Source organism: Gilliamella sp. LMG 34360 (assembly GCF_984568995.1).
In genome coordinates this window covers 2,583,106-2,604,584 of the sequence record NZ_OZ474900.1, presented here as the reverse complement: position 1 = coordinate 2,604,584, position 21,479 = coordinate 2,583,106, and the positions used below count along the sequence as shown (strand labels likewise).

At 34.4% G+C, this 21,479-nt stretch carries 20 protein-coding genes; 13 read left to right on the top strand and 7 right to left on the bottom strand.

Annotated features, from left to right (window positions below; translation table 11 throughout):
- Nucleotides 1-51: 51 nt before the first annotated feature.
- Nucleotides 52-564: a flavodoxin FldA gene (gene fldA, locus AC5LW9_RS11685; RefSeq protein ID WP_198226979.1), complete on the bottom strand. Its 513-nt coding sequence runs from the start codon at nucleotides 562-564 to the stop codon at nucleotides 52-54.
- 180 nt (nucleotides 565-744) lie between these two features.
- Here fldA and sucC point away from each other — a divergent pair, with 180 nt between their 5' ends.
- The 11 genes from sucC (at nucleotide 745) to hslU (ending at nucleotide 10,592) form a co-directional block, all read left to right on the top strand.
- Entirely contained in the window at nucleotides 745-1,917 is a 1,173-nt protein-coding gene (sucC, locus tag AC5LW9_RS11680) for an ADP-forming succinate--CoA ligase subunit beta (RefSeq protein WP_198226981.1), read from the top strand.
- A 21-nt stretch (nucleotides 1,918-1,938) separates the two neighbouring features.
- Nucleotides 1,939-2,811, top strand: coding sequence for a succinate--CoA ligase subunit alpha (gene sucD, locus AC5LW9_RS11675; RefSeq protein ID WP_198226983.1), 873 nt, complete (start codon nucleotides 1,939-1,941; stop codon nucleotides 2,809-2,811).
- 107 nt (nucleotides 2,812-2,918) lie between these two features.
- The gene (locus tag AC5LW9_RS11670; protein WP_198235714.1) at nucleotides 2,919-4,490 is read left to right on the top strand and encodes a cytochrome ubiquinol oxidase subunit I; all 1,572 of its coding nucleotides are present in this window, start codon (nucleotides 2,919-2,921) and stop codon (nucleotides 4,488-4,490) included.
- An 18-nt stretch (nucleotides 4,491-4,508) separates the two neighbouring features.
- Nucleotides 4,509-5,645 (top strand): cytochrome d ubiquinol oxidase subunit II, encoded by a 1,137-nt coding sequence (gene cydB / locus AC5LW9_RS11665; RefSeq protein WP_065738665.1) that lies wholly within the window; start codon nucleotides 4,509-4,511, stop codon nucleotides 5,643-5,645.
- A 9-nt stretch (nucleotides 5,646-5,654) separates the two neighbouring features.
- Nucleotides 5,655-5,762 (top strand): cytochrome bd oxidase small subunit, CydX/CbdX family, encoded by a 108-nt coding sequence (locus AC5LW9_RS11660; RefSeq protein ID WP_198226987.1) that lies wholly within the window; start codon nucleotides 5,655-5,657, stop codon nucleotides 5,760-5,762.
- Between the two features lie 186 nt (nucleotides 5,763-5,948).
- The gene (gene ybgC / locus AC5LW9_RS11655) at nucleotides 5,949-6,344 is read left to right on the top strand and encodes a tol-pal system-associated acyl-CoA thioesterase (protein ID WP_198226989.1); all 396 of its coding nucleotides are present in this window, start codon (nucleotides 5,949-5,951) and stop codon (nucleotides 6,342-6,344) included.
- On the top strand, nucleotides 6,345-7,025 hold the full coding sequence (gene tolQ / locus AC5LW9_RS11650; protein WP_198226991.1) for a protein TolQ: 681 nt from the start codon (nucleotides 6,345-6,347) through the stop codon (nucleotides 7,023-7,025).
- A gap of 2 nt (nucleotides 7,026-7,027) precedes the next feature.
- Nucleotides 7,028-7,447, top strand: coding sequence for a colicin uptake protein TolR (gene tolR, locus AC5LW9_RS11645; protein WP_065738668.1), 420 nt, complete (start codon nucleotides 7,028-7,030; stop codon nucleotides 7,445-7,447).
- 41 nt (nucleotides 7,448-7,488) lie between these two features.
- The gene (tolA, locus tag AC5LW9_RS11640) at nucleotides 7,489-8,547 is read left to right on the top strand and encodes a cell envelope integrity protein TolA (RefSeq protein WP_493455942.1); all 1,059 of its coding nucleotides are present in this window, start codon (nucleotides 7,489-7,491) and stop codon (nucleotides 8,545-8,547) included.
- 161 nt (nucleotides 8,548-8,708) lie between these two features.
- Complete coding sequence (hslV, locus tag AC5LW9_RS11635) at nucleotides 8,709-9,236, top strand: ATP-dependent protease subunit HslV (RefSeq protein WP_198226995.1); 528 nt, start codon at nucleotides 8,709-8,711, stop codon at nucleotides 9,234-9,236.
- 27 nt (nucleotides 9,237-9,263) lie between these two features.
- Entirely contained in the window at nucleotides 9,264-10,592 is a 1,329-nt protein-coding gene (gene hslU / locus AC5LW9_RS11630) for an ATP-dependent protease ATPase subunit HslU (RefSeq protein WP_493455941.1), read from the top strand.
- 86 nt (nucleotides 10,593-10,678) lie between these two features.
- Here hslU and asmA read toward each other — a convergent pair whose 3' ends face one another.
- The 3 genes from asmA to mltA form a co-directional block, all read right to left on the bottom strand.
- Nucleotides 10,679-12,568, bottom strand: coding sequence for an outer membrane assembly protein AsmA (gene asmA / locus AC5LW9_RS11625; RefSeq protein WP_493455940.1), 1,890 nt, complete (start codon nucleotides 12,566-12,568; stop codon nucleotides 10,679-10,681).
- A 36-nt stretch (nucleotides 12,569-12,604) separates the two neighbouring features.
- Nucleotides 12,605-13,186, bottom strand: coding sequence for a dCTP deaminase (gene dcd / locus AC5LW9_RS11620; protein ID WP_198227001.1), 582 nt, complete (start codon nucleotides 13,184-13,186; stop codon nucleotides 12,605-12,607).
- Between the two features lie 70 nt (nucleotides 13,187-13,256).
- Nucleotides 13,257-14,345, bottom strand: coding sequence for a murein transglycosylase A (gene mltA / locus AC5LW9_RS11615; protein ID WP_493455939.1), 1,089 nt, complete (start codon nucleotides 14,343-14,345; stop codon nucleotides 13,257-13,259).
- A 196-nt stretch (nucleotides 14,346-14,541) separates the two neighbouring features.
- On the opposite strand from mltA, the gene cycA reads away from it, so the two are divergent.
- Entirely contained in the window at nucleotides 14,542-15,912 is a 1,371-nt protein-coding gene (gene cycA / locus AC5LW9_RS11610; RefSeq protein ID WP_065738674.1) for a D-serine/D-alanine/glycine transporter, read from the top strand.
- Between the two features lie 47 nt (nucleotides 15,913-15,959).
- Here the strand turns inward: cycA and AC5LW9_RS11605 are convergent, their stop codons facing one another.
- The gene (locus tag AC5LW9_RS11605) at nucleotides 15,960-16,982 is read right to left on the bottom strand and encodes a TerC/Alx family metal homeostasis membrane protein (protein WP_493455938.1); all 1,023 of its coding nucleotides are present in this window, start codon (nucleotides 16,980-16,982) and stop codon (nucleotides 15,960-15,962) included.
- Nucleotides 16,983-17,165: 183 nt separating this feature from the next.
- On the opposite strand from AC5LW9_RS11605, the gene dacB reads away from it, so the two are divergent.
- Complete coding sequence (gene dacB, locus AC5LW9_RS11600) at nucleotides 17,166-18,602, top strand: serine-type D-Ala-D-Ala carboxypeptidase (protein ID WP_493455937.1); 1,437 nt, start codon at nucleotides 17,166-17,168, stop codon at nucleotides 18,600-18,602.
- A 76-nt stretch (nucleotides 18,603-18,678) separates the two neighbouring features.
- On the opposite strand, the gene AC5LW9_RS11595 is transcribed toward dacB, so the two are convergent.
- Nucleotides 18,679-20,514, bottom strand: a complete 1,836-nt coding sequence (locus AC5LW9_RS11595; protein ID WP_493455936.1) for an ABC transporter ATP-binding protein — start codon at nucleotides 20,512-20,514, stop codon at nucleotides 18,679-18,681.
- A 253-nt stretch (nucleotides 20,515-20,767) separates the two neighbouring features.
- A complete protein-coding gene (locus AC5LW9_RS11590) occupies nucleotides 20,768-21,460 on the bottom strand; it encodes a LexA family transcriptional regulator (protein WP_493455935.1) in 693 nt (230 codons plus the stop codon).
- Nucleotides 21,461-21,479: the final 19 nt, after the last annotated feature.

Sequence of the window (21,479 nt, the reverse complement as noted above, 5' to 3'; positions counted from 1 at the left end):
TACATATTATAGAAACTATGTACGATAAATAAAATAAATCATTTCAATTGATTAAATGTTCATTTCGGTTTTGACTTGATTGACCCAATTACTGATTCGTTCTTCTGATAATTCTGGTTGGCGATCTTCATCAATGGCTAATCCTACAAAGTGAGTATCGTCCACTAAACTTTTTGATGCTTCAAAGCTGTATCCTTCAGTTGACCAATGTCCAACTATTTTCGCGCCCTTAGGCTCGATAACATCGCGTAATGTACCCATGGCATCACAAAAATATTCTGCATAATCTTCTTGATCACCACAACCAAAAATAGCAACCGTTTTACCATTGAAATCAATTTGCTCTAAGTTAGGAAAAAAATCATCCCAATCAGCTTGTGATTCACCATAGTACCAAGTTGGAATACCTAAAAAAAGGTAATTATATTGTTCTAGTGTTTCTTTGGTTGTTTTTGCAATATCAAAAATATCTGCTTTGTCACTGCCTAAAATTTGTTGGATTTGCTTTGCTACATTTTCTGTATTACCTGTATCACTACCAAAAAAAATACCAACGTTCGCCATATTTATACCTTTACTGTTATTACTTCATCAAAAATATGTTTTGAGTATATCATTGTCAATTAATATCAGCAATCATTCTCAATTACTATCAACATAAGATATTATTTACTACACAATTTATTCATCTTGGATTAGAATTATTATCAGTGTTTATATTAATTTAAATCATGGAATTTGGTTATGAACCTGCACGAGTATCAATCAAAATATATTTTTAAAGAATACAATTTACCCGTACCTGAAGGCTATGTTTGTAATTCAGTTGATGAGGTAAAAGATATTTTATCAAAATTACAATCCCAATCGGATATTAGTTCTTGGGTTGCTAAATGCCAGGTTCATGCCGGAGGAAGAGGTAAAGCTGGGGGCGTAATTTGTACTAAAAACTTTAACGAGATAAAAGGTTTTGCTGAAAAGTGGTTAGGTAAATATTTAGTCACTTATCAAACAACAGCCAAAGGCCAACCAGTAAATCAGATTTTAATCGAAAAAGCTTCAAATATTTCTAAAGAACTTTATTTAGGTGCAGTTATTGATCGAAGTTCTAAACGTGTTGTTATTATGGCATCGACTGAGGGAGGCGTTGATATTGAAAGTGTTGCTGAAAAATCTCCACACTTAATTCACAAAATGCCGCTCGATCCGTTAACTGGACCATCTGCTTTCCAAGGTCGTGAACTTGCTTTTAAATTGGGATTAACAGGTAAGCTTGTTAACCAATTTTCTAAATTATTTGTTAATTTTGCTAATCTATTTTTAGATAACGATGTTGCATTAGCTGAAGTTAACCCTTTAGTTATTACTAATGAACAAGAACTTGTTTGTTTAGATGCTAAAATCGTTCTTGATGATAATGCTCTTTTTCGTCATCCAAAATTAAATTATTTAAAAGATACAACGCAAGAAGATGAACTTGAATCCATTGCTGCCAAACAAGGTATTAGTTATGTTTCTTTAGATGGAAATATTGGATGCATGGTTAACGGTGCTGGATTAGCAATGGCTACAATGGATATCATCAAATTATATGGCGGTGAACCTGCTAACTTTTTAGATGTTGGCGGTAGTACAACTCAAGAACGTGTAGCAGAAGCATTTAAATTGATTTTATCAGAAAAAAACGTCAAAGCGATTTTAGTCAATATTTTTGGTGGTATTGTTCGTTGTGATTTAATTGCTGAAGGTATTATTAGTGCAATTGAAGAAATAGGTCTTAAGGTTCCGGTTGTCGTACGACTTCAAGGTAATAATGCCGAAATTGCCCGAGGTATTTTAGCTGATAGTAATCTAAATATTATTACTGCCAAAAGTTTAACAGATGCTGCACAGAAAATCGTTGGCGTTGCAAAATAGTGAGAGTGGAGAATATTTATTATGTCAATTTTAGTCAATAAAGAAACCAAAGTCATCTGTCAAGGATTTACTGGTAGTCAAGGTACATTCCATTCTCAACAAGCGATAGCATATGGTACTAAAATGGTTGGAGGCGTCACACCAGGTAAAGGTGGAACAACACATTTAGGTTTACCAGTCTTTAATACCGTTAAAGAGGCTGTTGCGGCAACGGGTGCTACAGCCACCGTCATTTATGTGCCAGCTGCATTTGGAAAAGATTCCATCTTAGAAGCAATTGATGCTGGAATAAAATTAATTGTTTGTATAACTGAAGGCATCCCAACTTTAGATATGTTAATCGTCAAAGAAAAATTGAAACAAAACGACGTAGTAATGATTGGACCAAATTGCCCTGGAATCATTGTACCGAATGAATGTAAAATTGGTATTATGCCAGGGCATATTCATTTAGCGGGTAAAGTTGGGATTGTTTCTCGCTCTGGAACGTTAACTTATGAAGCAGTTAAACAGACAACGGATATCGGTATTGGCCAATCTGTTTGTGTCGGTATTGGCGGTGACCCAATTCCTGGAAGTGATTTTGTTTCAATTTTGAAATTACTTGAACAAGATCCAAAGACTGAGGCTATTGTTATGATAGGTGAAATTGGAGGAAGTGCAGAAGAAGAGGCCGCAGAATATATTAAAAAACATGTAACTAAACCTGTTATAGCCTATATTGCAGGAACATCTGCTCCAGCAGGTAAACGCATGGGACATGCTGGTGCGATTATTTCTGGTAACAAAGGTACAGCGAAAGAAAAAACCAAAGCACTATTAGCAGCAGGTATAACTATTGTTACTAACCTTGCTGATATCGGAAGTGCTGTAAAAAAACAGTTTGAAATATAATTTTTGATCCCTGTCAATTTTTATTCTTTAAATAATGTTGTACAATAGCTAAAGTAACTTTACAAATTTTGTGGGCATTTAAGCATTTAAGGATAAGGGAGCGCTTTATGTTAGATATAGTAGAACTGTCACGCCTTCAATTTGCACTCACAGCAATGTATCATTTCATTTTTGTACCATTAACACTGGGCTTGGCATTTATGCTTGCAATTATGGAAACAGTATATGTTGTGAGTGGCAAGCAAGTCTGGAAGGATATGACCAAATTCTGGGGTAAACTATTCGGTATTAATTTTGCTGTTGGTGTTGCTACAGGTTTAACCATGGAATTTCAATTCGGTACCAACTGGTCTTATTACTCACACTATGTGGGTGATATTTTTGGTGCACCGCTTGCAATTGAAGGATTAATGGCATTTTTCTTGGAATCAACGATGGTTGGTTTATTCTTTTTTGGATGGGATAGACTAAGTCGTGGTAAACATTTAATGGTCACTTGGTGTGTGGCGTTTGGTTCAAACTTTTCAGCACTTTGGATTTTAGTTGCAAATGGATGGATGCAATTCCCTATAGGATCTGACTTTAATCCGATAAACTCACGTATGGAAATGGCCAGCTTTTTCGAACTAATTACCAATTCTGTTGCTCAATACAAATTCGTACATACTGTTGCTGCAGGATACTTAACCGGTGCGATGTTTGTTTTAAGTATTAGCTCATATTATCTTTTAAAGAAACGAGATTTACCTTTCGCAAATCGTTCTTTTGCCGTAGCGGCCATGTTTGGTTTTATCATGTCAATTGTTGTCGCCGTCATGGGGGATGAAGCAGGTCACGAATTGTCGACCGTACAACCTACTAAACTGGCAGCAATTGAAGGCGAATGGGAAACTCAACCTGCACCAGCGTCATTTAATGTGATTGCATTCCCATCGCAAAAAAATAAGGAAAATTTATTTGCAATTGAGATTCCGTATGTAATGGGAATAATGACGACCCGTTCACTTGATAAGCAAGTAATTGGTTTGAAAGATATTATTACTGATAATGAAACCAGAATCCGTAATGGTATCTTAGCCTATGCTAATTTAGAAAAAATTCAAAAAGGCGATCAAGATCCATCTGTTCTTAAAGCCTTTGAGGATAATAAAGCCGATTTAGGATATGGTTATTTGGTTAAACGTTTTACTGATCGTGATAATTTAACGATTCCTGAGGCTACTGAAGAACATATTAAAGCGGCGACAGATGATTCAATTCCAACTGTATGGCCTTTGTTCTGGGCATTTAGAGGAATGGTTGGTTTTGGATTGCTGATGATTTTAGGTGCCGGACTCGCGTTATGGGCAACTTACAAAAATAAAATTGGTCAAAAACGTTGGTTACATCGTTTACTTCTTCTATTATTGCCTGCGCCATGGCTTGCTTGTGAATGTGGCTGGTTTGTTGCGGAATATGGTCGTCAACCTTGGGCAATTCAAGATATTTTACCGACTGGAGTCGCCAATTCCTCGTTAACGCCAGGGGAAGTATTATTTACTATGACCTTAGTTTGTGGTCTATATACACTATTTTTAGTTGCTGAATTGTTCTTGATGTTCAAGTTTGCGCGATTAGGACCGAGTTCATTAGGTACTGGCAACTATTATTATGAAAAAACACAAGCGATATCAGAATAGGCATAGGGAGTATATACAATGATTGATTACGAAATTGTACGCGTCATCTGGTGGGTGTTGATTAGTGTTGTTTTAATCGCTTTTGTTATCACTGATGGCTTTGATATGGGCGTTGGTATTTTATTACCTTTTATCGGTAAAACTGATTCTGAACGTCGTATAATGATAAATGCAATTGCCCCACACTGGGATGGTAACCAAGTTTGGTTAATTACTGGTGGTGCAGGTATATTTGCTGCTTGGCCTATGGCTTATGCTGTATCCTTTTCTGGTTTTTATATTGCGATGATTTTAGTGTTATGTGCATTATTCTTTAGACCAATTGGTTTTGATTATCGTAGTAAATTAGAGAACACTAAATGGCGTAATATGTGGGATATCGCTATCTTTTTAGGAAGCTTTGTTCCTGCACTTGTGTTAGGGGTAGCTTTTGGAAACTTATTAGAAGGTGTACCATTTAGATTCGATAATTCTTATCGTGCTTTTTATGATGGTTCTTTTTTTGGTCTACTTAATCCATTTGCATTATTAGCAGGTATTGTCAGCTTAATGTTAATGGTTGCTCATGGTGGGGCTTGGTTGCAATTAAAGACTTCTGGTGAACTTTATCTAAGAGCTAGAAAAGCAACCCAAATTGCTAGTTTAATTATGTTAATTGCATTCGTATTGGCTGGTGTGTGGGTTACTTTTGGTATTCATGGTTATGAAATTACTAGTGCAATAGATTACAATGGTGTTTCTCATCCGTTAAATAAGACTGTATCAACAGATGTTTCATGGTTAAAAAATTACATGAATTACCCTATTTTATGGCTTGTTCCTGCATTAGGTGTATTATTACCATTATTAACTATTTTCTTTTCTGGTTTGAATAAAAATGGATTAGTGTTTTTATCATCTTCTTTAACCATTGCTTGTGTATTATTTACATATGGTATTGCAACATTCCCATTTGTTATTCCATCAAGCATTATGCCAAATGCTAGTTTAACAATATGGGATGCAAGTTCAAGTCAATTAACACTGAATATAATGTTTGGTGTGGTGGTAATATTCTTACCAATCATACTTTTCTATACTATTTGGAGTTATATAAAAATGTTTGGGCGATTAGACAAAAATCATATTGAAAATAATAAACATTCACTTTATTAAGGAATAATTATGTATTACGTATTATGGTTCATTGGAGTTATTGCAACTTGTATGCTTGCTGTTGTTACTGGACTTTGGGTTGAAAACTCTAGTAACGAAAAAGAAATGAACAAATAGTGAAATCTACAAAAAATAAATATAAAGGTGACAAATTGTCACCTTTTTGATTATTAGTCTGCCAATGTGATAAATAATTGACAAATGATAATTGTTTTCATTTAACTATTTTTATATCATAGTGCAGCGAATTTTATATTCAGATATAATGTCGCTAATTTTTTAGTTTAAATTAGATCATAGAATATGAAACAATTCAATTGGAATGCAAGAGTCTATTATGAAGACACGGATGCTGGCGGAGTTGTTTACCACGCTCGGTATCTTGCTTTTTATGAACGTGCTAGAACAGAAATGCTAAGACAGCTTGATATTAGTCAACAAACATTACTACAAGAAGGTATTGCTTTTGTTGTTAAAAAGATGGATATTAGCTACGACTTTCCAGCACGTTTAGATGACATGCTAACTATCAGCACTCAGGTTGAGCAAATTCGTAAGGCGTCTATTATTTTTAAACAGACTATATTAAATCAGAATAAGCAAATTATCAGCAATGCTGATATAGTTATTGCTTGTGTCAATATGACTAAAATGAAGCCATGTGCGCTTCCAAAGTTATTAGTTTTGGAGTTTATTTAAGTGGAAAATTTGAATATTATTGATCTTTTTTTACAGGCAGGCCTTTTGGTACAAGGCGTTATGTTATTGTTACTAGCATTTTCTGTGATGTCTTGGGCTATTATATTCCAACGTACTAAAATTTTAGGGAAGGCTAAAAAACAAATTGATCAATTCGAAAATAGTTTCTGGGCATCGGAAGAACTAAATATGTTGTTTGATAAAGCAAAATATCATAAAGAAGACATTAGCGGTACAGAACATATTTTCTATTCAGGTTTTAAGGAGTTTTCACGTCTTTACCAAATCAACCCAAATATGCCAGAAGCTGCATTAGATGGAGCTTCTCGCTCTATGCGGTTAGCAATGAACCGTGAACTCGATAATTTAGAATTACATATTCCTTTTTTAGGTACTGTAGGTTCAATTAGCCCTTATATCGGCTTATTTGGTACTGTTTGGGGGATTATGCATGCGTTTATTTCTTTAGGTGCGGTAAAACAAGCAACATTACAAATGGTTGCTCCGGGGATAGCTGAAGCTTTAATTGCAACGGCGATTGGTTTATTCGCTGCTATACCTGCTGTTCTTGCTTATAATCGCTTATCACTACGTGTAAGTCGACTTGAACAGAGTTACCTTAATTTTATTGACGAATTTTCAGCTATTTTACAACGTCAAGCTGTGGCTGTTAGGAAATAATTATGAGTAGACGTTCACGATATTCAACTAAATCTGAAATCAATATAGTTCCGTTGCTTGATGTATTATTAGTGTTGGTGCTTATTTTTATGGCAACAGCACCAATTATAAGCCAAAGTGTAGAGGTAGACTTACCTGAAGCATCAGAATCAAAAACAGTTTCTCCTGCTGACAATAAACCGATAATCATTGAAGTATCTGGTATTGGTGTATATGCTCTCATTATTGATCAAGATCGTCAATCCGACTTACCGCAAGAGCAAATTGTTGCTGAGGTAAAACATCAAATTTCAATAAATGAAAAAGCTGTTTTTTTAGTTGGTGGTGCTAAGAATGTTCCTTATGAAGAAATTATAAAAGCATTAAATTTATTGCAATCTGCAGGCGTTAAATCTGTTGGACTGATGACTCAACCAATTTAACTAACCATAATAATACATTAAAAATATCAGCAATGTCTTATATGCGAAATTCTAAATTAAGTATACCAATCATAATATCGATTATATTACATTTAATCTTAATTATTATTCTTGGTTATCAAGCTATAAAAAATATAGATGGTGTCAATTATGGTAAAGAGACTGGAAACAGTATTGATGCTATTATGATCGATCCTTCTGTTATGACTGATCAATATCAACGTCAATTAAAAACGAAAGAGAGCCAACAGCAAGCTGATAGAAAAAGAGAACAGCAGTTAGCCGATCAAGCTAAAAAATTGCAAGAAAAACAACTAGCTGAACAACAATATCTAAAGGATTTAACAAAAGAACGTATAAAACTTGCTGAGCAATTGAAAAAGCAAGAAGAAGAAAGGATTGCAGCAGAGAAAGCAGCAGCTGAAAAGGCGGCGGCAGAGAAAGCAGCAGCGGAAAAGGCGGCGGCAGAAAAAGCAGCGGCGGAAAAGGCGGCAGCAGAAAAAGCAGCGGCGGAAAAGGCGGCAGCAGAAAAAGCAGCAGCTGAAAAGGCTGCGGCAGAGAAAGCAGCAGCTGAAAAGGCAGCAGCGGAAAAGGCGGCGGCAGAGAAAGCAGCAGCGGAAAAGGCAGCGGCGGAAAAGGCGGCAGCAGAAAAAGCAGCGGCAGAAAAAGCGGCAGCAGAAAAGAAAGCAGCGGAGATAAAAGCTAAACAAAAGGCAGAACAGGCTAAAAAAGATAAAGCTATTAATGATCTATTAGGTGGTCTGACTTCTGGCGCTCCAAATTCTCCAAGTGATCAAAGTGGAGCTTCTGCAAGTCGTAAAGGTTCATCCGAAGATGAACTAGCTAAATACAAAGCGTTAGTGACAAATGCTATAAGCAATAAATTTATAAATCCAGCTAATGTTTATAGTGGCAAAAGTTGTGTTTTACAAATTCAAATAGCACCGGATGGGTTATTACTTAATGTAACTTCTAGTGGAGGTGATGAAGCTTTATGTCGTGAAGCGGTTGCTGCCACTAAACTTGCAACTATTCCAAAACCAGCGAGTGGTTTATATGATGAAGTAAAAAATATGACAGTTGAATTCCAACCCAAATAGTATTGAAATTATTTTATTAAAAATGATTTGATCTAAAAGCTTCTTTATAGAAATAAATTTTCAACATCTTTTAATGGAGATGTTGAAAATCAATTATTCGTCCTCATATATCTTCTATTCATTCCAAATTTAGTTATTTTAAGTAAGAGAAGGAGCAGAATATGACAACAATAGTCAGCGTTCGCCGTGAAGGGCAAGTGGTTATTGGTGGTGATGGTCAAGTTACACTTGGTGAACGTATTATTATGAAAGGTAATGCACGTAAAGTTCGTCGTTTATATAATAATAAAGTAATTGCGGGTTTTGCCGGTGGTACTGCCGATGCTTTTACACTTTTTGAGTTATTTGAACGTAAACTAGAAATGCACCAAGGTCATTTAACTAAGGCTGCTGTTGAACTAGCTAAAGATTGGCGTACAGATAGAATGCTACGTAAATTAGAAGCATTACTTGCTGTTGCCGATGAAAGTGCCTCACTGATTATTACAGGTACTGGTGATGTTATACAGCCAGAAGATGATCTTATTGCCATTGGTTCGGGTGGACCTTATGCTCAAGCAGCAGCTAGAGCTTTGTTAGATAATACAGCATTATCTGCACATGATATCGTACAAAAATCTCTATCAATAGCGGGTGACATTTGTGTTTACACCAACAACTTCCAAACTATTGAAGAACTCAATTACTAATTAAACTGATTTAAGAGAACTACTATTATGTCTGAAATGACTCCTCGCGAAATTGTAAGCGAATTAAACCAACATATTATTGGACAAGATAAAGCAAAACGTTCAGTTGCTATTGCTTTGCGTAATCGTTGGCGTCGAATGCAACTTGATGAAGCATTACGTCATGAAGTTACGCCAAAAAATATTCTCATGATAGGTCCAACGGGTGTTGGTAAAACAGAAATTGCAAGAAGATTAGCTAAACTTGCTAGAGCTCCATTTATTAAAGTCGAAGCAACAAAATTTACCGAAGTTGGCTATGTAGGTAAAGAAGTTGACTCAATCATTCGAGATCTAACTGACTCTGCTGTTAAGATGATTCGGCAAGAAGCAATTGAAAGAAACCGAAATAGAGCTCAAGAACTAGCTGAAGAACGTATTTTAGATGTGCTTGTACCGCCTGCTAAAGATGGTTGGGGGCAAGTTGAAAATAATAATGATTCGACTGCTCGACAAGCATTTAGAAAAAAATTACGAGAAGGTTCACTTGACGATAAAGAAATAGAAATCGAAGTTGCTGGTGTTAATATTGGCGTTGAAATTATGGCGCCACCAGGAATGGAAGAAATGACTAATCAATTGCAGTCAATGTTCCAAAATTTAGGTGGGCAAAAAACTAAAGCTCGCAAAATGAAGATTAAAGATGCCTTCAAGCAGCTTACTGAAGAAGAAGCAGCAAAATTGGTTAACCCTGATGAGCTTAAACATGAAGCAATTGAAGCAGTTGAACAAAATGGTATTGTGTTTATTGATGAGATTGATAAAGTGTGTAAAAGAGGTAATTCCTCTGGACCAGATGTTTCGCGTGAAGGTGTTCAGCGTGATTTATTACCACTTGTTGAAGGTTGTACTGTTTCAACTAAACATGGCTCGGTAAAAACCGATCATATTTTATTTATCGCTTCTGGTGCATTCCAAACTGCAAATCCATCAGATTTAATTCCTGAACTTCAAGGGCGTTTACCAATTCGAGTTGAATTACAAGCGTTAACTAGCGAAGATTTCGAAAGAATTTTAACTGAACCGAATGCATCATTAACTGTGCAATATAAAGCATTAATGGTAACTGAAGGGGTGAATATCGACTTTACACCTGACGGTATTCGTAAAATTGCTGAGTCAGCTTGGCAAGTAAATGAGCAAAATGAAAATATCGGTGCTCGTAGGTTACACACTGTGCTTGAACGTCTAATGGAAGAAGTATCATTTGATGCAAGTGAACTTAATGGCAAAACAGTGACTATTGATGCTAAATATGTAAGTGACCATTTAGATAAACTTGTAGCAGATGAGGATCTAAGTAAGTTTATTCTATAATAAATAGAGTAGGATTTTACTAACAATAAAAAAGGTGAGTTTTTAACTCACCTTTTTTTATTATGCTTGTTAGTTAATTTAGCTTGTTATTTGCTCAATAAATTTTCTAACATATCAACGGCTTTTTGTTTGGAATTTGATTTTGAGCCATCTTTTGAGCTGCGATTTTCTAATTTGTTGCGAAATTTATCTAAACTTTCTTGTAACTTATCATTAAAGAGATCTTTAATCACTTGACCTATATCAAGTTGATAATGAAGTTTAGAAAATTGCCCGTAAATACGCAGTGGAATTACTAGTTTTTGTAGTTTGGCAATAGTTTCGCTTTTTCCGTTCCAACCACCAAGAATTTTAATGTTCATGTTAATATCGAGATCTTTTTGAATCATCCCAACTTTGCCCGAACCATCAACTATTTCAAGGGTTGGTGAAAGGGCATTTAATGTTGTTAATTCCAGATCTCCTCTATTTAAATAGGCATCAGTACTAATTTTAGAAAATTCTGTATAATTTTTCATATTTTCAGTTGCTGAAACATCTTTAGTATATTTAGTTGCAGCATTCTGAATGATACTATTTATATTGATTTTATTTAATTTCGCATTAGTTACATTAATTGATAAATTACCTTTTAAATTTTCTAATAACTTATTTCCAGATAATGTATTTACTTCTATATCTCCGCTTGCATTAAATAATCCTTCCAAATCATTAGGTGTTTCCATCTGGTTGAAAAATGTATTTAAATCAATATTAGTAACTTTTGGAATTAGTTTTATTTGAGTATATTTTTGTTTACCATTTGCCATACCCGTAGCTGCTATGTGACCTTTAGCGAAGTCAAAACTAATATTTTGGAATGTTGCAACTCCATCATTATTGGCTAAAGCTACATTGATATTATTTAATATCATCTTATTAATATTTAATTTTTTAATGTCTAGTTTTGCTTTAGCGTTAAAACTATTCAGAAAGCTTAGTTCGTTATCTACTTTTGTAACATTAGATACAACAGGCGGAGTTTGTTGTATTGTAATGTTTTCATTTGTTTTTTTGTCTTTCTCTAAAAAAGGAGTAAGATTTAACTCATTACTTGTTACTGTTAAATCGATATAAGGCTTTTTATCAAAATTAGCATTAACGGCACCAGAAAAATAATTTTCATTAACTGAAAAAGATAAATCCTTGCTTGTTAATTGTTTTGAATTGTGTAGATAATTAATAACACCTTTCAAATTGCCTTTTAGTTCTTTGGTAGGAATAGCTACGCCCTTATAGGTGTAATCAAATTTCTTCAGATCAATTATGGCTTTTTCTGGGAATAGTGCTAAATCAACATCTGCATCAGCCACATAAGAAAAATTTTGTTGATTACGATCGATATTGCCTTTAACATCAATAGCAATCTTTTTATCAGCCTTTTGGATGATAGCAAGGTTAATATTTCTAAAGTTGATAAAATCATCTTTATTTTGTAAAACAACAGTGCTATCAGAAACTTCAAGTTTATTTAAGGTAAATGCCCATTTTGTTGATGAGTCTTTCTGCTGCTTAGTTTGTGTAGTCTGACTTTCATCTGCAGAGGGTAGCTGTTCAGCTTTATGTTTATAAACTTGTCCTTTACTGTCATCGGTAATATTGATGATAGCCGATTTTATAAATACATTTTTAACCTCTAATTTTTTTGAAAATAAAGGAAATAGCTCTACATCAAGGCGCATATTATCCGCTGTTAAAATTGGCTTTTTGGCATCAATGTCAGACAGTTTAACTGAATCAGTTAATATACTTACTTGTGGCCAGATGTGCCATCGTAAATTACCGTCAATAGTTAATTCATAACCTGTTTTATCTTTAACTGTATCAGAAATAAAACCTCTATAATTGTTAGGATCAACAAAAATAATAAGAGATACGATACCAATGGCAGTAAGAAGAATTAAAACTAAAAGAGTAATCAATATTTTTTTGATCATGTTAATATTCCTTCAGAATAAAAACTACTGAGTGATTTAGTCTTTATCAATACGGCTAGCGACTGCGCCATGTTGATCTTTATATTTTGCATCTTGTCTACTATTATACGGCCTAGCTGCTGGACCGGTTAGTGTTTCAAAGCTAAGTGCTCCTATAGTCATTCCTGGTCTAAGTGCTAACGGAATTTTTCCAGAATTAAAAAACTCTAGTACAATTTGTCCTTGCCAGCCAGGATCGATCCTATGAGCTGTTACGTGTACCATAAGCCCAAGTCTAGCAAGAGATGATCGTCCATCTAACCAGCCAACCAAATCATTAGGAATTGTGACAGATTCTAAAGTGACGGCTAATGCTAATTCACCTGGATGAAGATAAAACGCATCACCTTCAGGTAATACTATTTCATCACTCATCACTTTTTCCAATACCGCAGATACTTCTTCTTTAGGACCGCTCAAATCAATATAAGGTGTAGTATGCTCCCTAAACGTACGAAATTTATTGCCTAATCTAACATCAATAGTTGCACCATTGATGCAGCTTGGCGCTGGTTGAGGGGTTATTTTTAATTTACCATTTTGTAAATACGTTTCGATATCTCGATCGCATAATCTCATGAGTTATCCTTAATGCAACTTATATTAGTTTATTCTAGCAGGTTCTTTTAATGTCGTCGATGTCCGCAAATTAAGGTTTTAGCACCCATACTCGTCCATAGTGATTATAAAAACCAGCCAGTTCTCCAGGCTTTTCACCAATGCCTAGATAAAGATCAAAGTGTTGACCTTTAATGGCCCCCCCTACATCTAGTGCGACCATTAATCGAGTCTCTCTTCTACCTCGATGTTGACCATCTTCATCAAGAAGTGGCACATCGGCTAAGATTACTGTACCAATGGGAATTAAAGACTTGTCAGAAGCAACTGATGCATTAGCGATTAAGGGAACCGAAGCCGCACCTTTTACTTCTGCATTATATTTTGGTTCAAAAAAGACAAAAGAACGATTCTGTATGAGCAATTGTTTAAGTTTTTCTTCACTTTTATTTTTAGACCAATCTTTTATTGCTTGCATTGATAATTTTTCTTTTTTAATTTCACCTTGTTTTACTAACAATTGCCCGATACTTGAGTAACTATAACCATTTTTTCCAGCATAACTGAAAAATACTAAGGGCTCACCATCTTCAAAATCAATATAAGCACTTCCTTGAACTTCCATAATAAAGTTATCCATTAGAGAGTTACTGTAAGCTATTTCCAGTCCTTTGCCAGCTAATGCACCATTATAAATTTGTTCACGGCTTGGAAATTGTCCTTCAGTTAGGGTTGGCATCTTATAAATAGGGTATTTGAATTCTGATGTTGGAGTATGTCTTGCTTTAATGACTGGTGTATAATAACCCGTAAAATGTACATTACCATAGCCATCTTGCCCAATCATTCTATAACTATTTAATCCAACTTTATAAAATTCATCAAAATCTAATAAGTTGTTAATCCAGTTATTAATAGCGGTATAAATATGTTCATTTTCACGATACAACTCAGGGCATGAAGATTCAATCATTGCAACTTGAAGAACATAATCGGAAATATTAACAGGTGCGCTTAAATGGGGATATGATACATTAGAAGTTAATAGCAACTTACCATCCATGTATTGTTCATCCTGTTTAGGATTTTTATTTAAATGACTTTGGCAACCAGTTGATACTGATAGAATAACCAAAATGTATAAGACAGATAAGTAAAAGCAGCGTTTCTTTTGTTTCATGTTAATTATTTATTGTAATAAGTTATAAAGTATAGTGGATTATGCTACACAATTCTATTATAAGAAACTATAGATAATTATTATGTACCCATAAAAAGTTTTCATAACAATTCAGCTTGCGCTTTGATTCTATAGACTTTATAGTCCTATATTCTAGTGAATCGGAAAATTGTGAAAATAAAAGGTAATAATAGCAATGAGCATTAAATCCTCTAACCATGATCTAAAGCGAAACCTTTCTAACCGACATATTCAGTTAATTGCCATTAGTGGTGCAATCGGTACTGGCTTATTTATGGGGTCAGGTAAAACGATAAGTCTGGCTGGACCTTCAATCGTTTTTGTCTATATGGTAATTGGTTTTATCCTGTTTTTTGTTATGCGTGCAATGGGTGAAATTCTACTTTCAAACTTAAAGTATAAATCATTTAGTGATTTTGCGAATGACCTTTTAGGGCCTTGGGCTGGTTTTTTTACAGGATGGACTTATTGGTTTTGTTGGGTAATTACCGGAATTGCAGACGTTGTTGCCATTGCGGGATATGCACAACATTGGTTTCCTGACTTACAGGCATGGATACCAATGTTTTTGACGGTTATTTTATTAGCAACTCTAAATTTATTAACCGTAAAAATGTTTGGTGAGACGGAATTTTGGTTTTCAATGATTAAAATCGTTGCGATTCTTGGATTAATTGTTATTGGGAGTATATTAATTTTAATCTCATATCATTCTACCCAAACTGATACAACAGCAGCGTTTTCAAATTTATGGCAATATGGGGGGCTCTTCCCTAATGGTAGTATGGGCTTTTTTGCTGGCTTTCAAATTGCAATTTTTGCTTTTGTGGGAATTGAGCTAGTTGGTACTACCGCAGCAGAAACTGTCGACCCAAATAAAAATTTACCACGAGCAATTAATTCTGTACCTGCTCGGATTATCTTTTTTTATGTGTTTGCTTTAATCATAATTATGAGTGTTACACCTTGGACATTAATTTCACCAAATAAAAGTCCGTTTGTGGAATTATTTACCTTAATAGGTTTACCTGCTGCGGCAAGCATTATTAATTTTGTAGTGCTGACATCAGCTGCCTCTTCTGCTAATAGCGGTATTTACTCAACGAGTCGTATGTTATTTGGACTTGCAAAAAAGCAAGATGCACCAGAGCCTTTCGGAAAACTATCAAGTCGCTCTGTTCCAGCTAATGGTTTGTTATTTTCTTGTCTCTGCTTATTTGGTGGTGTGGTATTGATTTACCTTGTGCCTAATGTTATGGAGGCCTTTACCATAGTTACGACGATTTCGGCTATTTTATTTATGTTTATTTGGTCGATGATTTTAATTTCTTATATTGCTTATCGTCGTAAGAAAGCTGATTTGCATGAGCAATCTGACTTTAAAATGCCTGGCGGTATTTTGATGTGTTTTGTCTGTTTGGCCTTTTTTGCATTTGTAATTGTGTTGCTTACTTTCGAAGCTGATACTTGCCAAGCTTTAATCGCAACACCTATTTGGTTTGTAATATTAGGAATAAGTTATTATTTCCGTTCATTGAAAAGATAATATGTAAATTAAATATTGGCAGGCATATCCTGCCAATTCTCTTTTAATTATTCATCATTTTTTGCTGGCCAGATAAAGCTTGCAATAATACCTAAAACTAAAATTCCTAACACGATGTAAAGACTCATGCTTGGGCTAATATCAAGTCCATAACCAAACAGATGATGGCTGGCATTTAAAGCTAATTTACCAGCAATGAAAAATAGTAAACAGATAACAGCTTTACCTAGATGCAGCAAATATTGTCGCATAGCCTCTAAAACAAAATACATCGTTCTAAGTCCTAAAATAGCAAAAATCATGGCACTATAAACAATTAATGGTTCTTGGCTAACCGCAATTACCGCAGGGACTGAGTCAAAAGCGAACATAACATCACTAAGTTCAATAACAACAATACATAAAAATAACGGTGTTGCATAAAGTGCACTTTTAGAAATTTTGCCAATTAAATCGCTGTTTTCTGGTTTTTCAAGTTCGCTGTCTACTTGTTTTTGAGTCAATAAAAAAGAGTGTCCTACAATTTTAGGGTATGAGGGAAAAATATGTTTCGCTATGCGAAAGGCAATATGATTGGAATAATCTTTAATTTCATCATCACTGTTTTGATTTTTTAACATCATTATTCCCGTAAAAGCAACCATAACGGAGAAAACTAACTCCATCCACGGTCCTAAGGATAATAAACTTGTACCAATTATTACAAAAACTCCTCGGAATATAATGGCACCAATAACTCCCCAGTAAAGTAAGCGGTGACGGTAATTATTGGGTACGGTAAACCATGAAAAAATTGCCATAATAACAAACAAATTATCGACTGATAACGCTTTTTCAAGAACATAACCAGTTATAAATAAACTTGCAGCTGTACTACCATGATGAATATATAAAAATAGTGCAAACCCTAAGGCGACTGCTATCCAAAAAATTGACCATCCAATTGCATTTTTTAAACTAATCGGTTTATCATTGTGGTGAGCATATAAGTCGATAATAATTGCAGCTAGGGATAACCCAACAAATACTAATACTGTTTCTATTGGAAATCCTAATGAATGTTGAATCATATTTATGTGACCTAGTTATAATTTTGATATACAGATAATTTGAATGGGAAATACTGTTTAATATAAACGGTATCATGTAATTATAAAAGTGGTACAGTATATATTGCTAGCTAAATCAAAAAAAGTTATATTTGAATCCCCCCATTAACAATTATAATTAATTAACATTTTGAGCCAATTTTCATGACAAATATCAGGATAATTATTTTATGTATTCTTCCTTTTGTATCAGGATTTTTACATGCGCAATCGGTAGAACCTTATTTATCAACGTTACCTAAAGGAAGCGATTTATCCATTCTGGTTCAATCTGTTGGTAGTAATCCGAAAACATTAGCAAAATATAAGAGTGATCAATTTAAACAACCGGCTAGTACTCAAAAAGTTATTACGGCTTTAGCTGCACAACTTGAATTAGGTAGTGATTTTCGCTTTAAAACGCTTATGAAAACGAATGGTTCAATAAGTAATAAACAGTTGAATGGTGACCTTATCATTCAATTAAGTGGCGATCCCACCTTTTCAAGTGATAGATTAAAAATAATGCTTACTGAACTGCGGCAAAAAGGTATTGAAAAAATTGCAGGAAATATCATTTTAGATACTTCAGTTTTTGCCAGTCATGATAAAGCCGCTGGTTGGTCATGGAATAACTTAACTGCTTGTTATAATGCACCTCCATTCGCAGCAATCATAAACGATAATTGTTTTTATGCAACAATCACACCAGGAAAGGTAGGCTCTAAAGCATCTGTTTCAGTCGCATCTTATATTCCAGTAGTGGTATCTGCTGATATCAAAACAATTGCCGCCAATAGTAAAGATTTAAATGATAAATATTGTGAGTTAGATGTAAGCTATTTTGATAAAAATCGTTATCATCTATCTGGATGTGTTGCTTCTGGAAATAATAAAATACCATTAAAATTTGCGGTACTTGATGGAACAGCTTATTTTTCTGCAATATTAAAAAAAGAACTCAAATTACAAAAAATAGTTTATACAGGTAAAATTTTAGAGAAAAACCAAAAAAACAGTTCACAACTGACTTTATTAAGTTCCAGTGAGTCAGCGCCACTTTCTGAATTACTGACTGTTATGTTAAAAAAATCAAATAATTTATATGCTGATGCTATTTTTAGAACACTCGGAGCACATCATTACAACATTGCTGGAACTTGGCGTAATAGTAGCGATGCAGTTAAACGAATTTTACTTAAAAAAGCGGGTATTAATCTTGAAAATTTAGTCATTGTGGATGGTTCAGGATTATCCCGATTAAACTTAGTTAGTGCAGACAAATTAATGGAAATATTACAATATATTTCGGCGAATAATGCGCAATTAGGGATTATTGAGATGTTACCCATTGCTGGCGTTGATGGAACGTTGCAAAATCGTAAAAGCTTTAATCAATTACCCTTTAAGGAAACCATTCGAGCTAAAACAGGTTATATTCAAGGTAGTTATAATTTAGCTGGATTTATTCAAAAATCCGATGGTCAATATTTGGCGTTTGTGCAGTTATTATCAGGATATCACGCTGATACACAAGGTGAACCGAAAAATGGGGCAATAATGCGGTTCGAATCAGAATTTTATAAGAATTTTATTGATTAATAAAGAAATTAAGGACACATATATTGGTACTAGCCTTATATGTGTCCTACTATTTTTTGTTCCGATAAATCAATAATTAAATGTTTTCACCTAAGAATCCACCACTCTGGTGTTTCCAAAGTTGTGCGTACAGTCCATTTTTATCAAGCAGTTCTTGATGAGTTCCTTGTTCAATAATTTTTCCTTGATCAAGAACAACTAATCTATCCATTGCCGCGATGGTTGATAATCGGTGAGCAATGGCAATAACGGTTTTACCTTCCATTAAAGTATATAAACTTTCTTGAATAGCTTGCTCAATTTCAGAATCCAACGCACTGGTCGCTTCATCTAATAATAGAATTGGGGCATTTTTTAATATAACTCTGGCAATTGCAATGCGCTGTCGTTGTCCACCTGATAATTTTATGCCTCGCTCTCCTACAAATGCGTCATAGCCTGTTCTACCGTTTACATCAATAAGTGTATGAATAAAGCTATCAGCATGAGCTTTTTTTGCTGCTATAATCATCTCTTCTTCAGTAGCTTGATTGTTACCATAGAGTAGGTTTTCTCGTACGGAGCGGTGTAATAGGGACGTATCTTGAGTTACCATACCAATTTGGGCGCGTAAGCTTTCTTGGGTAACGGTTGTAATTTCTTGTCCATCAATAATAATTTTACCACTTTGTAAATCATAAAAGCGTAATAATAAATTAATAAGCGTGGATTTACCTGCCCCAGAGCGACCTACTAACCCTATTTTTTCACCTGGATTAATCGTTAAATCCAAATCTTGAATGATAGAGTTTTGTCTTTTGGCATCATAATTAAAGTTAATGTGTTGAAACTCAATTTTACCTTGTTTTACAACAAGTTCAGTTGCATTAGGTTGATCATTAACTGTTTTAGTTGAAGAAAAGGTATTGATACCGTCTTTCACTACACCAATATTTTCAAATAGAGCAGCCATTTCCCACATGATCCAATGAGAGAAACTGTTTAATCGTAATGCGACTGCGGTAGTTGTTGCGATTGCTCCAACACCAACTAAATGATCTGTCCATAACCATAAAGCAACACCAGTCGTGCAGAGTATTAATGTAATGGATAAAAGATGGTTAACAATTTCAAAACTGCTGACTAAACGCATTTGTCGATTAACAGTAACTAAAAACTCATCCATTGATTCTTGAGCGTATTTAGCTTCATTACCTGCATGTGAGAACAGTTTAACTGTCATGATATTGGTATAGGCATCGGTGACTCGTCCTGTCATGGTAGAACGTGCATCGGCTTGCATACTGGCAACTTTACCTAGGCGTGGAATAAAATAGTACATTGCAATCCCATAAAGCACAGTCCAACCAAGAAAAGGCATTAATAACCAAAGATCTAATTGTCCAATGATAGCCGCCATGGTAATAAAGGAAATAAGTACATAGATAAAAATATCTGCGACTAAAAAACAAGTATCTCTAACCGCAAGCGCTGTTTGCATAACTTTTGCTGATATTCTTCCTGCAAATTCATCTTGGAAAAAGCGCATACTTTGATTAAGAACTAATCTGTGCAAATTCCAACGCATTCTCATTGGGAAATTGCCAGCAAGACATTGATGTTTAATAATCGTTTGTAAACTGATGATTAGCGTACTGGCTAAAATTATTAAAGCTAATAAAATTAATGTGGTTTTTTCTTGCTGCCAAAATTTAGATGGTTCAACTTCTGCAAGCCAGTCAACCACTTTACCTAATGCAGCAAATAAAAAGGCTTCAAAAGCACCACTTAATCCACTTAGTATGATTAATAACAGCATAAACACGCGAGTGCCTTTGGTTGATTGCCATATAAAACTAAAAAAGTTTTTAGCCGCTGGTTGAGGATCATCTTTAGGATAAGGTGACACCAATTTTTCAAAAAATCGATACATAATAGACCTAATTAGTAAAATGATATTTTATTGGTAAATATATCAATGATATATGGAATATGAGATTAGGGCTAATGGATATAATTCATCCTGGTGCCCAAATTTAAGTGAAATTTTAAATAAACATTGCTTAGCTATCTACCTGTCATTAAAGGATTTATGAACATAAAAAAATAGTGAGGAATATGTCTGGTTAATATTTCCTCACTTTAGCAATTATATATTGAAAAACAGTAGATTTCTATTTATTGGTTTAAAAAACGTCTTTAATTATTTGTACAACACGACCAACTATATTGTACTTATCAAAATGTGCTTTAGGTACTTCTATTGTTGGATATTGTTCATTATTACATATTAAAATCCAACTACTCAAAGTTAGGCGTATTTTTCTTAACAAGGTAAAATTTTCATATTCGATTAAATATATTGCTCCATCAACCATCTCCGTTATATCCGTGTTTATAATAAGTCCGTTATTATTTTCAATTTCAGGAGACATTAAATCACCTTTTGCCCAATAGATAATTAATTTTTTTATATCTAAACCACGATGAGATGCCCAACCTTCCACAATTGGGTAATTCATTACAGGTGGTGTTTCTCTAATATAGCGTTGATATTGTGCTTCTTCTTTGGTTGGTAATTGTTTTTTATAAACAGGAATACGGTAAATATTTTCATTATATACATCATCGTCATCGTCTTTTGGGTCAAATACTTCAAGTCTGTAACCCGTGGCAAGCCAGTTAAATGAAACATTACATTTCTCAGCAATTACCTCTAGACGAGTAAGTGAGGGATAGGTTTTTCCTGATAAATAATCCCTGATAACAGTTTCTGACATATCACATTTCTTCGCAAAAGCAGAAACAGATAAACCTTGCATTGAATTATATAGTCTGTCTTTGAAGGTTTTGACATTTTTATTTTTGATCATATTCATTTCTGTCTCGTTTTTCTTT